Below are 2,997 nucleotides of genomic sequence, written 5' to 3'. Positions count from 1 at the left end.
CATCTGGATGAGATAACCGACCGTGGTGCCGTCGGCCTTGCCTATGCCGCCGAGATCGAGCTGCTGGGCCGCGGCGACAGAGGTGGTGACGACGATGAGCGCCGTGGCGATGAGGAACTTTCTCATTCGAGCAGCATCGTCCTGATGAGAACCTGTTTGACGTGGCCGCCGCTGCGCAGCGCCGCACGCTCGTCGAGATCGGCCTTGAGATGCTGGTAGCCGCTGGCGCCTTCGATCTGATGCATCTTCAGCGTGCGCACGAACGCCAGCAGGTCCTGATGGATCTGCTCGGTCATTTCCTGCGGCTGCGGCGCGTCGTAGAGCACCGATGCCTCCAGCCTTATCCAGATTTCGCTAGGTGCGGCGAGATTGGTGGTGATCGGCGCCAGTTGGACCACCGTCGGTCCGGCGATCTGTTTGCCCACTTCGGCCGACTTCTCCGGGTTGCCGGCGTTCTCAGGTGCGGCAGGAACAGGCGCCGGGGCTTCTCCCTGCTTGAGATAGCCGCCCGAGAACCAGCCCATGCCGACGGCCGCGCCCGTCATGGCCAAGAGCATGGCGAGCTGGACCACAAGGGAAGGTCCCTTCTTGGACTGAGCCTGCTCGACGTTTGCCACGACAGCGATCTCCCCGCCTAGAAAGGAAGAACCTGGTCGAGGATCTGCTGACCGTAGGCCGGCTGCTGGACCTCGCTCACGCGGCCGCGTCCGCCATAGGAGATACGTGCCTCGGCGATGCGCTCGTAGGGGATGGTGTTTTCGGCGCCGATATCGGAGGGACGCACCATGCCAGCGATGGTGAGGACCCGAAGTTCGTAATTGACGCGCACTTCCTGCGAGCCCCTGATCATCAGATTGCCGTTGGGCAGCACTTCGGTGACGACGGCGGCGACATTGAGCTCGAGATTCTCCGAGCGATTGATCTCGCCGTCGGCGTTGGTCTCGGTGCTGGAGCTCAAGCCGGCATCGCCCTTGCCGCTGGTGCTCTTGCCGTCCCAACCGAGCGTCACGTCGTAGCCGAGCTTGCGCGCGGCGGTGCGGCTGCGGTCGTTCTTGTTCTTGAAATTGGCCTTGTCGTTGAGCTTGATGTTGACGGTCAGGATATCGCCCTCGCGTAGCGCCCGCGGATCGGTGAAAAGCCTGCTCTGGCGATCATCCCAAAGCGAGAATTTCTTGACGGGTCTCGCCGGCGGCTCCGGATAGGAGTAGGGGGCAGCGCCGCCATTGCCGATGCCGGAGCCGACCGGTGAGAGCGCAGGCTCCCGGCCGACTTCCTTGAGGTCGGTGCCGCAGCCGGACAGTGCCGCGACCGCGACAAGGACGAGCAATTTCAACTTCATGACGGATCAACCCTTCGCGCCGCGCTGGCCATGATGCCGGTGAGCGTCGCCGCCGCCTTCTGGTCCATTTCGTTGAGGATGACGCCGGCCTTGCGCGCATCGAGCTTCATCAGGATGGCCGCAGCGAGCTCGGCGTTGACCATTGCCAGGCGCTCGGCCGCGGCGTCTGGCTTCATGCCGGCATAGATCTTGACGACGCTCTCTTCGGCGCGCGCCAGGAATACCTCGCGTCGCTTCAGCCACTGCTCGTACTCGGCGCGTTTTGTCTCCAGCGCTTTCATGCGCTCGTCGATGCCTGCCTGGAGCTGCTTCAGCTCCTCGGCCTGCAACGCGTAGCGGCGGTCGCGAGCCGCATCGGCGATGTTGGAGCAGAAGCGCTGGATCTCGCTCTCGTCCGGCGCCTTCCCGCGCGCGAGCTCAGCCGGCTGGGCCGGGGCCTGTCCGCCGGGCAGCACCTGGCGGACTTCTTCCGCGCGACCCGGAGTGCCGCCCATAAGCGCAGCGATCGCGACAGCGGCTATCAGCTTCATGGTCGTATGAAGTCTCGGGCGACGATGCGGGTTTGAGGAGAAGAGCTCCATCATCGGCATGCCTATTGGAGAACCAGGTCGGCCTGCAGGGCGCCGGCCGACTTGATGCCTTGCAGGATGGCGATGATGCCGTCGGGCTTCACGCCGAGACGGTTGAGACCGGAAACGAGCGTTTCAAGGTCGGGGCCGTCGAGCACGGCGACGCGGGCGTCGGGTCGCGAGGCCTCGATGGCGGTGAAGGGCTCGACCGCCGTCTCGCCCTTGGAGAAGGGCTCCGGCTGAACCACTTTCGGCGCCTCGGTGATGCGCACGGTGAGAGTGCCGTGGCTGATGGCGACGCGCGAGATCTTGACGTTGTTGCCGATGACGATGGTGCCGGTGCGCTCGTCGATGACGACGCGGGCAGGCGCATCCGACTCGACGACCAGGTTTTCGATCTCGGCATAAAAGCGCGCGGCCGATACGTTCTTCGGCCGTCTGATCTGCACGGTGCGGGCATCGCGCTCGGCCGCAACGCGCATGCCGAAGCGCTGCGAGGTGTAGTCGTTGATGGCGTCTGCGATGCGGATGGCGGTCGAGAAATCGGGATTGCGCAATTGCAGCGTCAGCACGCCCTGGTCGTCGAACTCGGCGGGCACCGAGCGCTCGACGATGGCGCCGTTCGGCACGCGGCCGGCGGTGGGCACGCCTTGCGTCAGCTGCTCGGCCTGGCCCTGGGCGGTGAAACCGCCCACGATCACCGAGCCCTGGCCGACGGCGTAGATCTCGCCGTCCGCGGCCTTGAGCGGCGTCATCACCAGCGTGCCGCCAGCAAGCGAGGTGGCATCTCCCATCGAGGAGACGTCGATGTCGATGCGCGCGCCCGACTGGACGAAGGGCGGCATGTTGGCGGTGACGATGACGGCGGCGACGTTCTTGGCGCGCGCGCTGCCACCTTCGGTGGCGATGCCGAGGTTCTCCAGCATGGCGCGGATCGACTGTTCGGTGAACGGCGAGTTGCGCAGGCTGTCGCCGGTTCCCGCCAGGCCGATGACCAGGCCGTAGCCGACGAGCTGGTTGTCGCGCGCGCTCTGCAGCTGGGCAATGTCCTTGATGCGCGCGGCGACCTGGCCGGGCGGCAGCGTGCTC

4 protein-coding genes are annotated in these 2,997 nt (G+C 65.8%); all 4 read right to left on the bottom strand.

The genetic code is table 11. The features are described from left to right. Positions 1-122: 122 nt before the first annotated feature. Positions 123-617 carry a flagellar basal body-associated FliL family protein gene (locus EOA60_RS26380; protein ID WP_095823390.1) on the bottom strand — a complete coding sequence of 165 codons (495 nt, stop codon included), beginning with the start codon at positions 615-617 and terminating at the stop codon, positions 123-125. 17 nt (positions 618-634) lie between these two features. Then, entirely contained in the window at positions 635-1,339 is a 705-nt protein-coding gene (flgH, locus tag EOA60_RS26375) for a flagellar basal body L-ring protein FlgH (RefSeq protein WP_067002405.1), read from the bottom strand. Beyond that, entirely contained in the window at positions 1,336-1,869 is a 534-nt protein-coding gene (locus EOA60_RS26370; RefSeq protein ID WP_245322266.1) for a MotE family protein, read from the bottom strand. The genes flgH and EOA60_RS26370 overlap by 4 nt, the downstream gene beginning before the upstream one ends. Positions 1,870-1,931: 62 nt before the next feature. Continuing rightward, positions 1,932-2,997: flagellar basal body P-ring protein FlgI (locus EOA60_RS26365; protein ID WP_164899541.1), on the bottom strand; the 1,066-nt coding region annotated here is incomplete at its 5' end.

The sequence above is a fragment of the Mesorhizobium sp. M1A.F.Ca.IN.020.06.1.1 genome (assembly GCF_004023265.1).
GTDB lineage: Bacteria > Pseudomonadota > Alphaproteobacteria > Rhizobiales > Rhizobiaceae > Mesorhizobium.
This window is presented reverse-complemented; position numbering and strand designations above follow the sequence as displayed.

Excerpts from the sequence above, each read along its gene's own strand:
- flgH (WP_067002405.1), bottom strand. The coding sequence starts at position 1,339 with ATGAAGTTGAAATTGCTCGTCCTTGTCGCGGTCGCGGCACTGTCCGGC.
- EOA60_RS26370 (WP_245322266.1), bottom strand. The coding sequence starts at position 1,869 with ATGAAGCTGATAGCCGCTGTCGCGATCGCTGCGCTTATGGGCGGCACT.